The following is a 15,025-nucleotide window of genomic DNA, read 5'->3' as shown; positions in this document are numbered from 1 at the left end:
CCGAAAAAATCTTGGGCTTCGATTAAAATTTTGTCAAGAAACAAAGCGGGTAGGGGGAATCGAACCCCCAACTAAAGCATGGGAGGCTTTCGTTTTACCACTAAACTATACCCGCGCAAAGCTTTCACCATCGTAAAACATTAGGGGAACTTCGCCTAGATGACCGGGAAAAATTCCAAAATTACATCGTTGTAATCCAGGTCGCCGCCCCCCACTATGTCTTCAAAGCTGAAGAGGTTACTGCACTTCTCCATACCAACGGGTAGATGCACTGCTATGGGATGCATCCGAAATACAGCAAGGGAAAGTGATTAAAATTCGAGGCTTTCCGGCTCACAAAAAAGTGAAACTGTTCCGAGTTACGGTGTCACCACACCGGACGGAATTCGTCGTGACTAATTACTTATCTCAAGATTCGACTCAGGCGACACGAGAGGAGTGTCGGGTGCGCTGGAAGATTGAGCATTTTCATCGTGAACTAAAGCAGTTGACTGGTGTAGAAGCCTGTCAATGTCGCAAGGGACCCATTCAACGTAATCATATTCACTGTGCCTTACAGGTCTGGAATTTTCTTCGTCGTCAAGCGGTTAATAGCCCATTGACAGTCTACGAAATATCCCATCAACCATGGTCTGATTTCCTGCATCAACAGCTTCGTTCCCCTGCTCTTAAGTTTTCTTTTGCGTAAGTCCTGCCCCATTCTATTAATAAATGCCAATATTTTACGTTTTTTTGCAAAATTTCTAGTCAGCAATCGGGGCAATCATCTGCTCTGGAACGACCCAAGCGTCGAACTGGGCTGGGGTGAGTAAACCTAAATCCACCGCGGCTTGTTTGAGGGTAATGCCTTGGGCAAAGGCAGTTTTAGCCACGAGGGCCGCATTGTCGTAGCCAATGTGGGGATTGAGGGCGGTGACTAACATTAAAGAGGTGTCCAAAAAGTCTTTAACCTTGCTTTCGTTTACTTGTAATCCCACCACTAAATGTTGGCGAAAACTAGCACAAGCATCGCTGAGTAAATGTAACGAATGGAGGAAATTATGAATAATCACTGGCTTAAAAACATTGAGCTCAAAATTACCTTGGCTGGCCGCAAAACCAATGGTGGCATCGTTCCCCATTACCTGCACACAAACCATGGTCATGGCTTCGCATTGGGTGGGGTTTACTTTCCCGGGCATGATCGAAGAACCTGGTTCATTGGCTGGTAAGGCTAATTCCCCCAAGCCGCAGCGGGGCCCAGACCCCATCCAGCGCAAATCATTGGCAATTTTCATCAGGGAAGCGGCAATACTTTTCAGCACGCCACTGGCAAAGGCGATCGCCTCGTGGCCAGCTAGGGCGGCGAATTTGTTGGGGGCAGAAATGAAGGTATAACCAGTTAACTGGGCAATTTCTTCGGCCACTTTTTTAGCAAATTGGGGATGACTATTTAACCCTGTACCCACCGCCGTTCCCCCCAGGGCCAATTCCAAAAGACCGGGTAAACAATAATTAATTTGGGTCAGCCCTTGGTCTAACTGGGCCACGTAACCGGAAAATTCCTGCCCTAACGTTAGGGGCACTGCGTCCATCAAATGGGTGCGGCCAATTTTAGTGATGCCTGCAAAACATTCCGCTTTTTCATTCAGGCTATCTCTCAGAGCTTGCAAACTGGGAATCAACTTGGTTTGTAAACCTGCCACCGCCGCAATGTGCATCGCCGTAGGAAAAGTATCGTTAGACGACTGGGACATGTTGACGTGGTCATTGGGATGGATGGGATTTTTACTGCCCAATTCTCCCCCACAAATGGCGATCGCCCGATTGGCAATCACTTCGTTCACGTTCATGTTGGTTTGAGTGCCACTGCCCGTTTGCCAAATCCTTAGAGGGAAATGGTCTAACCACTGCCCGGCAATGATTTCGTCCGCTGCCGTAATGATTAACTCTGCCTTGTCCGCTGGTAATTTACCCAAATCCTGATTGGTAATGGCGGCTGCCTTTTTGAGTATGGCAAAGGCCCGAATTAAATCCGGCGGCATCACATCGCTACCAATGTCAAAAAACATCAGGGAACGTTGGGTTTGCGCTCCCCACAGGCGATCGGCTTGGACTTCCAGGGACCCCATACTGTCGGTTTCAAGGCGGTGGGAATTTACCATGGCAAAATTTGCAAATACTCCGGTGGCAAAGGCATTATCAACAGTCAAGAAAAAAGACTAACAGGCGATCGCCCATTAGTCCCCCAATCAAATCAACGGAATTTTTAAAGAGTGACGGGCTGTTCAATCCTGGTTAACTTAGCCCCCAGTTTGCGCAGTTTGCCTTCAATGTCCTCATAACCCCGGTCTAAATGGCGCAGACCTTGGACAATGGTTTTGCCTTCCGCCGCTAACCCCGCAATTACCAGGGCCGCCGAAGCTCGTAAATCCGTGGACATGACCGGCGCACCGGAAAGGAAAGGCACTCCTTGGATAAAGGCGGCATTACCTTTGAGCTTAATGTTGGCCCCCATCCGCTGTAACTCCGCTACGTGCTGGAGACGGTTTTCAAATACGGTTTCCGTGACTACGCTATTACCCTCACTCACTGCCAACAGGGCCATGAATTGGGCTTGCATATCGGTGGGAAAACCGGGGTAAGGCAAAGTTTCGATATCTGTCCCCCGCAGATCCCGGGGAATCAAACGCACCCGATCCGGGGCATCGATCGCCACTTCGGGGCCAATTTCCCGCAACTTGGCAATGGCGGAGGCGAGGTGATCTGGCACCACAGGGAAAAGACTAATTTCGGAATGGGTGATGGCCCCGGCACAGAGGAACGTAGCGGCCTCAATGCGATCAGGAATAATGGGAAAGTCGGTGCTGTGGAGTTTTTCCACCCCGTTGATAATAATGCGGCTAGAACCATCCCCCCGGATTTGGGCTCCCATGGAACGGCAGAAGTTGGCCAAATCAACAATTTCCGGTTCCCGGGCGGCGTTATCAATTACTGTTTCTCCTTCCGCTAGGGTGGCGGCCATGAGGATAGTTTCCGTGGCCCCTACGCTGGGATAATCCAGATAAATTTTAGCTCCGGTCAAACGACGGCTGTGGCCCTTGATGCTGGCATTGACTACCCCATGCTCGATGTGAACGTCTGCTCCCATGGCCTGCAAACCCCGCACATGGAGATCAACGGGCCGAGTCCCAATGGCGCATCCCCCAGGCAGGGGTACTTTGGTCATGCCTAAACGGGACAGTAAAGGGCCAATGACGAAAAAGCTAGCCCGCAGTTGGGACACTAACTCATAGGGGGCAGGGCCATGGCCCACATTACTGGAATCCACTACGAGGCGATCGCCATCCCGTTCTAGATTGACCCCAATGGCCGCCAAAATTTGGCACATTTTGTCAATATCCGCCAGAGCGGGCAGATTACTAAGACGACAGTCGTCGGAACAAAGGATGGTGCCGGCCATGATGGCCAAAGCGGAATTTTTAGCCCCACTGATGCGAACTTCCCCTTTTAGGGAGGCCCGGCCTTCAATTTCAATGACCGTCTGGGTTTCTTCGGTAGCGGTAGGAGTAGCAACTTGAAGCACGGGTTTTCACAACCTCCAACAAAAGGGGACAAAAGTTAACACCAGTCCTTTGGTTTAGTCATCGGGAGAATTGTCAACCCATTGTTGCTTAGATTCCACCAACGTCCATCCCAGGACAACCCAGACAAGATCAACAAATTATGTTCATTAACCAATGTGTTTTTAGCATTCGATGGGCTTGTGCAGCAATAACTGTTAAAACCCATTGTCTAGGCAATTATGCTTAACATCCTATAACGGATAAGTCAATTTGTAACATTCAGTTTACAAATCGGCCAGATACGGACCGCCAAGCTGGGCCTATAGATGGGGCTGGAAGTGCCAAAAGTTCCCATCTGTGGCCGTTCAGGACATTTCAGCATTTCATGGTGATGATTTCTGAAGTCTACTCCCGATGAATTACTTACCGTACTTACCGTCTTCTTTGTCGATTGTCCCATTGTTTTTTCAGGTCAAACCAAAACTTTTTTAGCCTCAGATCGAGGGAAAAACCACGCCGACTGCTCAACACTACTGTCCCGGCAACCCGGTCATGGAACGCTTGTCCCAGACCATCCTCGGCGATCGCCCAGATTAAATCTCCAAACAGGGGAGCCACCAAAAGCAAAAAACTTACCCCATTGGCAAAGTTGATGTTTAAACCCACCATGGCTAGGTAGGAGGCAGCCCCCAAAATACCTTCCCGTTGACTCAGTTCCAAAATGCCCGGTAAACGTTTCATTTTCAGGTGTACCACCCTAGTGTCGAAAGCCCAGCCCCCCAAACTTTGCCCCTGGTTAGCGGACACTAAAACTACCCTCAGGGCAAACCAACCAACCAAAAAAATTAGTAGCTGGACCCAACCCGTAGCTAAACTGCTGAATAACCAAATCACGACAAAATCCAACAGGTAGCCATAGCCTCGCCGTTCCAATGGGGCCAGGGGTAAGCGGCGATCGCGGCGCTGGTCGTCGTCATACATACATTTAAGCTTTGCTCAGAGGGCAAGGGGAAATTTTTTCATGGAACCACTGGCCATTGCCGTCTATTTTGCCATTTTGTTGGGGCACCGCTGCAGCCCGGGTTCGGAGGGGTATTTTCAGCAATGATTAGACAATCTTATCGTCAAACCCGAGGAAGATTAATTCTTTCCATCTTTGCCCTCCCGGTCCTTAAAACTCCCTTAATTCCTAGGGTTCTAGCCTTTCCTTAATTTTATAATTGCCAGGCCGAGGGGCAAAAACACTCTGGGCAAAAACATAAGTAAAGGTTATCCGATTAAGGCCTAGCCATTTCATTGCTAATGCTTCCTTGTCAATTCAAGATTTTCCCGTAGTATCAGAACAGTTAAGTTTTTTGAAGTAGCTCGATCTGGATATAGTTGTCCCGATGGAGGCTTCATGAGGCAATCTCTCTACTGTTTTTTTGAGAAGAGGAAACATCTATGGCATCCTATACCGTTAAATTGATCACCCCCGATGGTGAAAGTTCCATCGAATGCTCTGACGATACCTATATCCTCGATGCTGCGGAAGAAGCTGGCCTAGACCTGCCCTATTCCTGCCGTGCTGGGGCTTGCTCCACCTGTGCCGGTAAGATCACCGCTGGTAGTGTTGACCAATCCGATCAGTCTTTCTTGGATGATGACCAAATTGAAGCTGGTTATGTTTTGACCTGTGTAGCTTATCCCACCTCCGATTGCACCATTGAAACCCACAAAGAAGAAGACCTCTACTAAGGGTAATAATGCTGGCCATGGGCTAGTGAGTTTGATAGTTTCATAATTGTCCACGGCAGGGTTTAAGCCCTGCTTTTTTGTTGCCCATTGGCAAACTCCAAGACAGCCTGGGCGGCTCGCTCACATACCCCCGGTTCCCCTAATGCTTCCCTTAATTCTTGGTAATCCTGGGCAATTTTTGCTTGGCGATCGCCGTTTAGAAGCAATTCCAATCCAGCTTGGGCAATGTTGCTGGCGGTGGCCTGTTCCTGGAGTAGTTCCGGCATAATGCCCCGGTTGAGCACAATGTTGGTAGGGGAAACGAAGGGTAGATTAAATTTAAAAATCCGTCTGGCGATCGCCATGGTCAAAGGACTAACCCGATAAAGGATAACCTGGGGCACATTTAGTAAAGCAATTTCCAGATTCACCGTTCCCGACTTGGTGATGGCCAAATCAGCCGCGGCGATCGCCGTCAGCGTTTCTTTCCCTTCCAACAGTTGCACCGTGAGATTAAATTCCTTGAGGGTTTGTTCGATTTGAGGTTGATAATCCTTAAGGGAAACGGGCAACAGCAGTTTTACATTGGGTAATTGGCTCTGCAATTGTTGGGCGGCACCACAAATGGACGGCAACAGGTAACGCAGTTCCTGAATGCGGGAAGCGGGTAGGAGGGTAATTACCGTTTCGTTATGGTCAATGCCTAACTTTTCACGGGCTGACCCTCGACTGGGGGCCTCCTTGGTAATGCGGTCTAACAAGGGATGGCCCACCCAGGTCACATCCAAACCTTGTTTTTGGAAAAATTCCGCTTCCCCTGGAAAAATGGCCAACAGGCGATCGGTTACCGCCATAATCTGGGCCGTTTCCCTTTTCGTGGGGGACCACACCCAGGCCTGGGGGGCGATATAGTACAAAATTGGCAGATTGGGATAGGTTTTCCGTAAATAATTAGCAATGGTTAAATTGGGTCCCATGTAATCAATCAAGACTAACAAATCAATGGGATTAGTTTTTAAATAACGTTTAACCCGTTGTTGAATCTGCCAAGTGGGAATAATAAACCGCAGGGACTCCGTCAAGCCCACAGAGCCGATCGCCGCCGTATTGGCCAGCAACGTCAGACCGGCAGCGGCCATTTTTTCTCCCCCCAAACCCACCAGTTCCAATTCTAAGTTTTGCTCTTCAGCTTGCTGTCTTAATGCTCCGACCAGCAGAGATCCTTGCAAATCTCCGGAAACTTCCCCCGTGCTAATAAATATACGCATAAATAAATTTTGTTATTAGGATTTGTTGAGGATAAATTTATGGCTTAGAGCGTGTTTGAAAAGTAGGGTGAAGAATGGAAAATGGTGAAAAGAATAAAATTTTCACCATAATTAATGATAATTCGAGAATTTTACAGCACGGACATCACAGATAGCCAGTGGCAATTGGTAGAACCTCATTTACCCAAAGCAAAAACTGGGGGAAGAAAACGGAAAACTAGTCTGCGGGAGATACTCAATGCTATTTTTTACATGCTCAGAACGGGGTGTGCCTGGCGACTTCTGCCCCATGATTTTCCTAAATGGCGAACGGTCTATGGTTATTTCCAGCCATGGCACGAAGATGGTACCTGGAAAAAATTAAACCGTATCTTCCGTGAGAAAGTTCGGCTCAAAGCTGGAAGAAATACTCACCCTAGTGCCGGTTGTTTAGATTCACAGTCACTTAAAAAGGCTGGAACTGGCCAAGAAACTGGCTATGACGGCGGAAAAAAGGTCAATGGTCGTAAACGTACAATCCTCGTGGATACCATGGGATTACTTCTCGATGTTGTCGTCCATGGTGCCCATCGCTCCGACCATCAGGGTCTGATTCTACTTGCTACCTGGTTTGCTCCCCTTTGGCAGTGCCTGCAAGTTATATGGACTGATAGCACCTTTGGCGGAAAGGATTTTATCTATTGGGTGGAGCATACTTTTGGTTGGAATTTGAATGTCGTCAGCAAAAAGCAGGGACAAAAAGGTTTTGAAGTCTTACCCCGCCGTTGGGTAGTCGAGCGCACCTTTGCTTGGTTTGGTCGCTATCGTCGTTTAAGCAAGGATTATGAATATTTACCTACCACCAGTGAGACCATGCTCTATGTTGCCATGGTTCATCTCATGCTTCAAAGGCTTGCTTAAAACTTTTCAAACACTTTCTTAGGAGAAAATTTATCAAGCAAAAATAATCTAAATTTAACCCGATTCCTGTTCTAGCGCTTGCCAACTGACAGATTTAACTGAGGGATTTAAACTCAGTTTACTAATTACCGCTTCTAGAAATTTATCCTTGCGGGCTGTGCAAATTATTGCCGCTTCCACTTCAACAAAATGGTTAAACTCATCTAAATCATGGCTCCGCAAAGACCGTAATTTAATATTCTTTATTTCCGCTAAGGAATCAAGCAAAATGCGTCGCACATTCGCCTCCTCATCCCCCCGACATACCAAGTGACAAAGATAATGGCACTCCAATTCAGTGCTATGCATGGGTTGGTGGTTAATAAACGTGCTCAGAGGCCGCAGGGCAATGTTGGCCACCAAAACCATCATCGAGCCAAGCACAGCCTCAGAAAACAGCCCTTGACCACAGAGGGTGCCCACCGCCGCTGAACACCAGAGGGTCGCCGCCGTATTTAGCCCCTTAACAGTTAAGCCTTCCTTGAGAATTACTCCCCCCGCCAGAAAACCAATGCCGGAGACAATTTGGGCAGGAATTCGGGTGGGACTGCTGTCATGATTGGTGAGGACAGAAACAATCACAAACAATGCAGCTCCAATGGCCACCAAGGTATTAGTACGCAAGCCCGCCATCCGTTGGCGCCACTGCCGTTCAATGCCCAGGGTCGATCCCAGTACAAAAGCAACAGTGAGCCGGAGAAGACTCTCGTTCCATTCCATTACCTTTTCCAAATCTGTCAGCCTTACCCAGGGTACAGCAAAACTTTGGGCAGCCAACAGCAATTCTCGGGGGCCGGACTAATCTAATACTTTGGTCACTTTGGTTGATTGATGCCCACCACACTGGCATTGAAGTTATAGTTTTTGCCTTCTAATTCTAAAACCGTGCCAATTTTCACCTTTTGTCCCCCTAAAACCATGCCGGTGGAGGTGAAATCCCCCCTACCTTTGAGGGTCAGGAGCATATCCCGGCTGTAATTAGACTCTGGCCGAGGATCCGGCAGAGATTTGACGGAACCATCAGGCTGGGGCACTGCTAAATTGCGAGGGAGTTCCTGCACATTCACTACCTCCACCTGGCCAGCCGGTTGATTGCGAATAATGATGTTGGTTTTTTCGGCTTTAAACTCATCCAGCACCACCTGGGGATCTAATACGTTTAATCCCCGGACAATGGTCGTCAATTCAATGGAAGCGGCGTTGGCTTGGGCAAGAATGCTTTTGCCAGAACTGCCCGGCAGAACGAAAATTCCCACAGCTACCATGAGGATGATCAAGGCGGCCCCCAGATCCAACAGGCTGACTATGCCGAAAATTCTGCCACGGGAATCGATGAGCTTCATGGGAAAATCAGAAGGATTACTAAAAGCTTTACAAAAAAATTAGGACTTTGATCAAAATCGTTGCAATTTTACCATGGGGGATGGCAAGTAAGTTTAACCATGGTTTTCCGGAATACTCCCCTGGGAAATTATTCGGTTAGGTTTATTATTAGATTACTTCTTGAGGGTAATTTCTAACAAAAACTCGGGAGCAAAGTCAGCGCCACTGGGTCATTCTCTGGTTCGGCTAGTTAAAAAACTGTTGAAATAAATTTTTATCTTTGACAAAGGCTCAAAATTTTCTCCATTCAACCCTTATTTTCAATCGACAATGCCTTCTAAAACATTAGTAGAACTTAGCTTTAATTGACAATTGACAATTCCCCACTTAGATAAAAAATCCGGTCAGGATGCGGTCAACATTATACAAAAACTGTCCAAAGAACAGGGCCGTATTGTGTTGCTGATTACCTATAGTCACTGTGAAAAAGCAACAAAAAACCCGCGGGAGCGGGCTAACATTGAATTGAAGTCAGTTTTTTAGTAATTGCCAAAACTGTAACTTAGTAACGGCCTTGGTTTTGGTTGGGTTTGTGGACAATAAAGCTTACAGTCTGGCACTGTTTGATATTGTCGAAACCAATCACCCGAATGTAGCAGTTGGGATTCTCAGAACGACATTCCCGTACTTCGGCTAGAACTTCGTTGGCAGTGGCACCACCAAAGAAGGGCAGTTTCCACATGGTCCAGAAGTGGGTTTCGGGTTGGGGGTCTTCTTCAAATTCCACGCCGGGAATAAAGCCCTGGTCTAACAGAAACTCAACCTGTTTAGCAATCTGTTGATCGGTTAAAGGGGGCAGGTAAGAAAGGGTTTCGTAGCGGCGCTCTTTGGGTAAAGTTTTCATCGATTTAAAAGTTTTCCTTGCTGATGACTACGTTAGGACGGGGGAGAATCGTTGTTGTTTGATTCTCCGTTGGAGGTTTCCGAAGGGAAATTATCGACTTCGGCTACGGTACGGGTCAGACGTTCAAGCAAATGGCGGCGGTGGGCGATGTTAGATTCCGCTAAGCTATTCCGGGTCATACCGGGCAAAAAATCTAACACTGATTCGGCAATGTCTTCCCTTACCGCCAGGATCCTGAGTACCAGTTCTTTATTTTCATCCAGGAGTTCCGTCAAAAACGTTTCTCCATTTTGAATACTGTGACTGGCTAAATACTGGTTTAACCAAATGGCCTGGGGAGGGTTGGTTTCCCCGAGTTCACTCTGGATCCTGAGAACGGCTTGGTAGGTGAGGTAACTTTGCAGTACTTTCACTGTTGCCTGAGCTATGTGCTTAGTTTGCATGAACACTCTACCCGGTAATTGGTAAATTGCTGTCGAAGTTGAACATCAGTAAGCAGTGGGTTTTGGCTGATTAACAATTTTTTGACAATTGCCAATGACTAACTGTTAGTTAAGCCGCTGTTAATGGCTAATTAGTTAGCAGACTCAACCCCGAAGAACTGTTCATCCTTAACGGACGAGTACAACTCCGACAATCCAAACACCGGTTTAGAGGGTATCCATGGCCTCGAACTCAAACTTGATCTCTTTCCAGAGTTCGCAGGCGGCGGCCAACTCAGGGGACCAACGACAGGCTTCCCGGATAACGTCATTACCTTCGCGAGCCAGGTTACGACCTTCGTTCCGAGCTTGAACACAAGCTTCCAAAGCAACACGGTTAGCGGTTGCACCGGGAGCATTACCCCAGGGGTGACCCAAAGTACCACCACCAAACTGTAAGCAGGAATCATCACCGAAGATTTCCACCAACGCGGGCATGTGCCATACGTGGATACCACCGGAAGCTACGGGCATGGTGCCAGGCATGGAGGCATAGTCTTGGGTGAAGAAAATACCCCGGGAGCGATCTTCCTCAACGTAATCTTCGCGCATGAGGTCAACGAAGCCCATGGTGATACCCCGTTCCCCTTCCAATTTACCAACCACGGTACCGGAGTGGAGGTGGTCACCGCCGGACAGACGCAGACACTTGGCCAAAACCCGGAAGTGGATCCCGTGGTTTTTCTGACGGTCAACTACGGCGTGCATTGCCCGGTGAATATGGAGCAAAATGCCGTTGTCCCGACACCAACGAGCGAGGGTGGTGTTGGCAGTGAAACCGCCGGTGAAGAAGTCATGCATGATGATGGGGGTGCCAATTTCCTTGGCAAACTCGGCCCGTTTCATCATTTCTTCGCAGGTGCCAGCGGTGACGTTCAGGTAGTGACCTTTCATTTCGTTGGTCTCAGCCTGGGCTTTTTCGATCGCCTCTTGAACGAAGAGGAAACGATCGCGCCAACGCATGAAGGGCTGGGAGTTGATGTTTTCGTCGTCTTTGGTGAAGTCCAAACCACCCCGGAGACATTCGTAAACAGCCCGACCGTAGTTCTTGGCGGACAGACCAAGTTTGGGTTTGATGGTACAACCAAGCAGAGGACGACCGTATTTGTTTAATTTGTCCCGCTCAACGGTAATACCGTGGGGAGGGCCTTGGAAGGTTTTAATTAAAGCAACGGGAAAACGAATATCTTCTAAACGGAGGGCCCGCAGAGCCTTAAAACCAAATACGTTACCGACCAAAGAGGTTAAAACGTTGGTGACGGAACCTTCTTCAAATAAATCTAGAGGATAGGCAATAAAAGCAAAATATTGGTTATCTTCGTTGGGAACAGCTTCCAGGTCATAGCAACGACCTTTGTAGCGGTCCAAGTCAGTTAGGTTGTCAGTCCAAACGGTGGTCCAGGTACCGGTGGAAGACTCAGCGGCCACCGCAGCAGCGGCTTCTTCAGCAGGTACACCCGGTTGGGGGGTCATACGGAAGCAGGCGAGCAGGTCGGTATCCTTGGGGGTGTAGTCGGGGGTATAGTAGGTCAGGCGATAATCTTGTACGCCCGCCTTAAACCCTGCTTTGGCTTGTACCATCTAGGTCAGTCCTCCATAAACATTGAATAGCCTAGCTTTCTCCCACGGGCGAAATTTGGCAATATAAAGCCTACCGTCGCCCCAGAGACAGTTATTATTTACAGTTATTTGGTTGCGAGAAAAATCTGCGATAACCCAGCAACTATCTGTTTTCTGAAGGTAATCTTATCACGCAGGGGATGCCTTTACTTATGGCAATGCTCTCCATTGACTGTTTTTTAAATTACAATTTTTGGACTTTCTAATTAGAATTCCTGATGTTTTGTCCAAATGGTGATTAGTTGGGCTTGTGAGCCGTTGCCATGGCGGGAATTGAAGAAGATTTATGGGCGATTGCCACTCCTCCGGTGAGCAAATCTAAGGCGGCTTGGTATTGCACATCGGCGGGGGAAGTAATTTCCGCAAAGCTAATCAGGGGTTGCTCCACCACTTCATCGGGCATAATGCCCAGTTTATGGATGTCGTGATGTTGGGGGGTTTCGTATTTGGCCACCGTGACGGCAATGCCGGCCCCATCGGATAGTTCAAACAAGGATTGAATCAAACCCTTACCAAAGGTTTTTTCCCCCACTAGAGTGGCCCGCTGATTATCCTGCAAAGCTCCGGCTAAAATTTCGCTGGCACTGGCAGTACCCTGGTTGACCAACACCACCAACGGGCGATCGGTCGCCGCTTCTCCATTGGCAGTGAAACTTTCCTGGGTGCCTTGGCGATTAACGGTGTAGACAATGGTGCTTTCCGGTAACCACAACCGAGCAATGTCAATACCAGCCTGGAGTAAGCCACCGGGGTTGTTACGCAAATCCAAGATATAACCGTCGGCCCCCTGTTCCTCAAGTTGATGCAGAGCGTGGGCTACTTCTTTATAGGCATTGGCACTAAATTGACTGAGGCGAATGTAACCCACCGATTGACCTGGGCGGGAATCGTCCAATTGGGCCGCCACCGGACTGAGGGAAATTAACTGCCGAGTCAGGGTAAATTCTTGGGGTACTTCGGTGCCCGCTGACAGAATTTCCAGGGAAACTTTGGTGTTTTTTGGGCCCCGCATTCTGGCCGCTGCTTCGTCTAAGCTCAGGGTTTGGGTATCTACACCGTCGATCGCCAAAATTTGGTCATGGGGTTGCAGCCCGGCCTCCTCCGCAGGGGAACCGGCCAGGGGGGCCATAATTTCTAACTGGTTGGTTTCAGGGTTGATGTTGATTTGCAGACCTACCCCCGATAGCTCACCAGTGGTGGTCACCTGGAGATTGCCGTACTGTTCCGGACGCAGTAAGCGGGTAAAGGGTTCATCCAGGGTAGCGAGCATTTCTTCGATCGCCGTGTAGGTTTCTTCCCGGTTCCGGAGGGGACGTTTAACGTACTTCTCCCGCAACAGCCACCAATTTTGATGGTTAAAGGTTTCATCGAGATAGGATTGGTTGACCAAACGCCAGGATTGCAACAGTAGCTTTTGTTCCTCGGTGAAAGCCAAGGCCGACGGTGTATTGCCCAGATAAATCAGGGCCCCCATCAGCAAAGAAAAAGCTAAAGCCCAAAACCGCCTTGTCCGTTTACCCATCGTGACGCTCGCCCCCGCAAACCAAAATTTACAAAACTTAGTTAATTTCTCAGTTAGCTTCTCATTTTAAGCTATTTGTCTAGGTCTTGAATTCGGTTCAACGTACCGAGGGATTGGATAAATTCCCCCGCCTGGGCTAATGTTTCCGGGGTGCCAATATCTAAAAAGGGAGCTTCCACAGCATGGACTTTGATTTTGGCTCCCTGGGCCAACAATGTGGGGAACACATCATACTCAAAACTTAAGGGTCTGTGGGCGGGAAACCGGGCCAACAGGCGATCGCCAAGGAGATAAACCCCACTATTAATCACGCCGGCTCCGGCTTGCTTTTCTGCAAATTGTAGCAATTCCCCTTGACTATTAACCTTTAAGGAGCCAAAACGGGAAGCATCGGGCACATGAACGCCCAAAATTACCCCATCAACGCTGTCATCCTCTAACTCCGCCAACAGAACCCGATAATCCGTCACAATTAACGAGTCGCCGTTAAGCACGAGCCAAGCCGGTGTTAGTTCTCTAAAACCATGGTGATTAACCGCATTGACAAATCCCCCCGCTGTTCCCAACGGTTCCATTTCCGCCACACAGGCGATCGCCATGTCAACAATATCGGCATCTTGAGCATAGGCCGCCACTTTTTCTGCCAGATAACCCGTAGAAAGGAGCGATCGCCGAAAACCCTGCTGTTGTAGATAGCGCAATTGCCAATCTAAAAAAGGTTGGCCCGCCACGGGAGCTAAGGGTTTAGGCAAATCTGGTAACTGTTGCTTAATGCGGGTGCCAAAGCCCCCAGCCAAAATGACCACGGTAACGTCTGCGGGGGAAAGAGCCATAGAGTTGAAAAAGTAGAAACTAGGGAAATTGAAGCAAAATAGCCAAACCAGATTGTCTATTCAATTCCTTATAAGCTCAACAATTTTATCCAAACTAGGTTTGTAAAATACTCCCCAACAATTTCTGACCCATTCACCGAACTTCAGACAAAACAACAGCGTAAAGGAAAATTATTTCATCAGATGGGAAGGCAAAATGATTTCAGGTATCAGGGGGCGCAGGTCGTCAAAGGAAATGGGACCAAAATTCATAATGGTGGGCAACGGCAAAGTACAGTCAATCAATGTTCCCCGGCGGGCGTAACGGCATCGACCACCATCGCCAATTAAAGGCACCTGCCCTTCGAAATAACGACTAGCCGCCTCAAAACTAGTCACCGGTTCTCCCCCTACCTTAGCCGTGGCACAAACCAAGGGAAAAGGCATTGCTCCCACTAAATCGAAAACAAAAGCATCGGGACAGGCAATAAAAATATTCCGAAAGCCCTGGGTAATACCTGGGTCTAATTTGGGCAGGGCTTCCACAATGAGGGTTATGGGCAAAGGAAAAAGACCCATCAATTTTTTAGCGGCGGGGGGAATTTTTGCCACATCCATGGCCCGATCGCCACGGGTGAGAATGCCTAGGGGTTGGTCTTTGTCAAATTGCTTAAAGGCTCGCAACTGGGCTACTGCCCTGGGACTAGCACCATTGACTACTAGCACATAGGTAGTGGCTAAACCTAATAAGACCATTGCTTCCTGCTCCAAGACGGATTGAATGGCAGGGATTGCTCCGGAGTTTAGTTTAATGATTTTTGTTGCAGTTTTATCTAGTGTAACCATTGAATTGTCCCTTGAAACTGCCTCCAGATTAACAGAGATTCTTAGTTC

Annotated in this window: 16 protein-coding genes and 1 tRNA gene; 3 read left to right on the top strand and 14 right to left on the bottom strand. The window is 48.4% G+C overall.

The annotated features are described in order from the left end of the window. Window positions 1-44: 44 nt before the first annotated feature. Window positions 45-115: transfer RNA gene (locus SYNPCCP_RS11645), tRNA-Gly, on the bottom strand. Between the two features lie 40 nt (window positions 116-155). Next, the gene (locus tag SYNPCCP_RS17470; protein ID WP_173363259.1) at window positions 156-287 is read right to left on the bottom strand and encodes a DUF4114 domain-containing protein; all 132 of its coding nucleotides are present in this window, start codon (window positions 285-287) and stop codon (window positions 156-158) included. A gap of 20 nt (window positions 288-307) precedes the next feature. Between SYNPCCP_RS17470 and SYNPCCP_RS17880 the strand changes: the two genes are divergently transcribed. Next, window positions 308-688, top strand: coding sequence for a transposase (locus tag SYNPCCP_RS17880; protein ID WP_010873428.1), 381 nt, complete (start codon window positions 308-310; stop codon window positions 686-688). A gap of 55 nt (window positions 689-743) precedes the next feature. Here the strand turns inward: SYNPCCP_RS17880 and fumC are convergent, their stop codons facing one another. The 3 genes from fumC to SYNPCCP_RS11630 form a co-directional block, all read right to left on the bottom strand. Beyond that, a complete protein-coding gene (fumC, locus tag SYNPCCP_RS11640; protein WP_010873427.1) occupies window positions 744-2,144 on the bottom strand; it encodes a class II fumarate hydratase in 1,401 nt (466 codons plus the stop codon). 104 nt (window positions 2,145-2,248) lie between these two features. Continuing rightward, window positions 2,249-3,565 carry a UDP-N-acetylglucosamine 1-carboxyvinyltransferase gene (murA, locus tag SYNPCCP_RS11635; RefSeq protein ID WP_010873426.1) on the bottom strand — a complete coding sequence of 439 codons (1,317 nt, stop codon included), beginning with the start codon at window positions 3,563-3,565 and terminating at the stop codon, window positions 2,249-2,251. 412 nt (window positions 3,566-3,977) lie between these two features. Then, complete coding sequence (locus SYNPCCP_RS11630; RefSeq protein ID WP_010873425.1) at window positions 3,978-4,526, bottom strand: RDD family protein; 549 nt, start codon at window positions 4,524-4,526, stop codon at window positions 3,978-3,980. Between the two features lie 462 nt (window positions 4,527-4,988). Between SYNPCCP_RS11630 and petF1 the strand changes: the two genes are divergently transcribed. Further along, a complete protein-coding gene (gene petF1 / locus SYNPCCP_RS11625; protein ID WP_010873424.1) occupies window positions 4,989-5,282 on the top strand; it encodes a ferredoxin PetF1 in 294 nt (97 codons plus the stop codon). Between the two features lie 62 nt (window positions 5,283-5,344). On the opposite strand, the gene lpxB is transcribed toward petF1, so the two are convergent. Next, window positions 5,345-6,529 (bottom strand): lipid-A-disaccharide synthase, encoded by a 1,185-nt coding sequence (gene lpxB, locus SYNPCCP_RS11620; RefSeq protein WP_010873423.1) that lies wholly within the window; start codon window positions 6,527-6,529, stop codon window positions 5,345-5,347. A 114-nt stretch (window positions 6,530-6,643) separates the two neighbouring features. On the opposite strand from lpxB, the gene SYNPCCP_RS11615 reads away from it, so the two are divergent. Beyond that, window positions 6,644-7,429: an IS5 family transposase gene (locus SYNPCCP_RS11615; protein ID WP_010873213.1), complete on the top strand. Its 786-nt coding sequence runs from the start codon at window positions 6,644-6,646 to the stop codon at window positions 7,427-7,429. 54 nt (window positions 7,430-7,483) lie between these two features. Here SYNPCCP_RS11615 and SYNPCCP_RS11610 read toward each other — a convergent pair whose 3' ends face one another. From SYNPCCP_RS11610 to SYNPCCP_RS11575, 8 genes are all read right to left on the bottom strand, one after another. Then, complete coding sequence (locus tag SYNPCCP_RS11610; protein ID WP_010873422.1) at window positions 7,484-8,188, bottom strand: MgtC/SapB family protein; 705 nt, start codon at window positions 8,186-8,188, stop codon at window positions 7,484-7,486. 95 nt (window positions 8,189-8,283) lie between these two features. Beyond that, window positions 8,284-8,811, bottom strand: coding sequence for a DUF4330 domain-containing protein (locus SYNPCCP_RS11605; protein ID WP_010873421.1), 528 nt, complete (start codon window positions 8,809-8,811; stop codon window positions 8,284-8,286). A 542-nt stretch (window positions 8,812-9,353) separates the two neighbouring features. Beyond that, on the bottom strand, window positions 9,354-9,695 hold the full coding sequence (locus SYNPCCP_RS11600; RefSeq protein WP_010873420.1) for a ribulose bisphosphate carboxylase small subunit: 342 nt from the start codon (window positions 9,693-9,695) through the stop codon (window positions 9,354-9,356). A 32-nt stretch (window positions 9,696-9,727) separates the two neighbouring features. After that, window positions 9,728-10,144: a chaperonin family protein RbcX gene (locus tag SYNPCCP_RS11595; protein WP_010873419.1), complete on the bottom strand. Its 417-nt coding sequence runs from the start codon at window positions 10,142-10,144 to the stop codon at window positions 9,728-9,730. A 201-nt stretch (window positions 10,145-10,345) separates the two neighbouring features. Continuing rightward, window positions 10,346-11,758 carry a form I ribulose bisphosphate carboxylase large subunit gene (locus SYNPCCP_RS11590; protein ID WP_010873418.1) on the bottom strand — a complete coding sequence of 471 codons (1,413 nt, stop codon included), beginning with the start codon at window positions 11,756-11,758 and terminating at the stop codon, window positions 10,346-10,348. Between the two features lie 277 nt (window positions 11,759-12,035). Continuing rightward, window positions 12,036-13,319 carry a carboxyl-terminal processing protease CtpA gene (gene ctpA / locus SYNPCCP_RS11585; protein WP_010873417.1) on the bottom strand — a complete coding sequence of 428 codons (1,284 nt, stop codon included), beginning with the start codon at window positions 13,317-13,319 and terminating at the stop codon, window positions 12,036-12,038. Window positions 13,320-13,390: 71 nt separating this feature from the next. Next, on the bottom strand, window positions 13,391-14,152 hold the full coding sequence (locus tag SYNPCCP_RS11580) for a nucleotidyltransferase family protein (RefSeq protein ID WP_010873416.1): 762 nt from the start codon (window positions 14,150-14,152) through the stop codon (window positions 13,391-13,393). 171 nt (window positions 14,153-14,323) lie between these two features. Next, window positions 14,324-14,977, bottom strand: a complete 654-nt coding sequence (locus SYNPCCP_RS11575) for an L-threonylcarbamoyladenylate synthase (protein ID WP_010873415.1) — start codon at window positions 14,975-14,977, stop codon at window positions 14,324-14,326. Window positions 14,978-15,025: the final 48 nt, after the last annotated feature.

Source organism: Synechocystis sp. PCC 6803 substr. PCC-P (genome assembly GCF_000284455.1).
GTDB lineage: Bacteria > Cyanobacteriota > Cyanobacteriia > Cyanobacteriales > Microcystaceae > Synechocystis.
Note: the sequence above shows the minus strand (reverse complement) of the source record. Positions and strands in the feature narration are given on the sequence as shown.

Coding starts and splice junctions, on each gene's coding strand:
- SYNPCCP_RS11580 (WP_010873416.1), bottom strand. CDS start 14,152: ATGGCTCTTTCCCCCGCAGACGTTACCGTGGTCATTTTGGCTGGGGGC.
- SYNPCCP_RS17470 (WP_173363259.1), bottom strand. CDS start 287: ATGCATCCCATAGCAGTGCATCTACCCGTTGGTATGGAGAAGTGCAGT.
- petF1 (WP_010873424.1), top strand. CDS start 4,989: ATGGCATCCTATACCGTTAAATTGATCACCCCCGATGGTGAAAGTTCC.
- SYNPCCP_RS11615 (WP_010873213.1), top strand. CDS start 6,644: ATGATAATTCGAGAATTTTACAGCACGGACATCACAGATAGCCAGTGG.
- SYNPCCP_RS11590 (WP_010873418.1), bottom strand. CDS start 11,758: ATGGTACAAGCCAAAGCAGGGTTTAAGGCGGGCGTACAAGATTATCGC.
- ctpA (WP_010873417.1), bottom strand. CDS start 13,319: ATGGGTAAACGGACAAGGCGGTTTTGGGCTTTAGCTTTTTCTTTGCTG.
- SYNPCCP_RS11630 (WP_010873425.1), bottom strand. CDS start 4,526: ATGTATGACGACGACCAGCGCCGCGATCGCCGCTTACCCCTGGCCCCA.
- lpxB (WP_010873423.1), bottom strand. CDS start 6,529: ATGCGTATATTTATTAGCACGGGGGAAGTTTCCGGAGATTTGCAAGGA.
- SYNPCCP_RS11575 (WP_010873415.1), bottom strand. CDS start 14,977: ATGGTTACACTAGATAAAACTGCAACAAAAATCATTAAACTAAACTCC.
- SYNPCCP_RS11605 (WP_010873421.1), bottom strand. CDS start 8,811: ATGAAGCTCATCGATTCCCGTGGCAGAATTTTCGGCATAGTCAGCCTG.
- fumC (WP_010873427.1), bottom strand. CDS start 2,144: ATGGTAAATTCCCACCGCCTTGAAACCGACAGTATGGGGTCCCTGGAA.
- SYNPCCP_RS11600 (WP_010873420.1), bottom strand. CDS start 9,695: ATGAAAACTTTACCCAAAGAGCGCCGCTACGAAACCCTTTCTTACCTG.
- SYNPCCP_RS11610 (WP_010873422.1), bottom strand. CDS start 8,188: ATGGAATGGAACGAGAGTCTTCTCCGGCTCACTGTTGCTTTTGTACTG.